The 250-nt window shown below is 71.2% G+C and carries 1 protein-coding gene; it reads left to right on the top strand.

Annotation, left to right across the window (positions count from 1 at the left end; translation table 11 throughout):
• Window positions 1-250: beta-ketoacyl synthase N-terminal-like domain-containing protein (locus ACYQ8K_RS30325; RefSeq protein ID WP_459975092.1), on the top strand; the 250-nt coding region annotated here is incomplete at both ends.

The raw sequence follows: 250 nt of genomic DNA, 5'->3' as shown, positions 1-250 counted from the left end.
TCTTGAACGACGGCGAGAGCGACCTCGCCTTTGCCGGCGGCGTGTACGCCATGCTCGAGCCGCGGCGCTTCGCCTCGGGCTCGGCCAATGGCATGTTGACGCGCACGGGACGCTGCCACACGTTCGACGTCGAGGCCGACGGGTTCGTGGTCGGTGAGGGCGCCGCCGTGCTGCTGCTCAAGCGGTTGCCCGACGCCCAGCGCGACGGCGACCGGATTCTGGGCGTGATCGGCGGCACGGCCGCGAACCA

Source organism: Mycobacterium sp. MUNTM1 (assembly GCF_054660795.1).
This window is presented reverse-complemented; position numbering and strand designations above follow the sequence as displayed.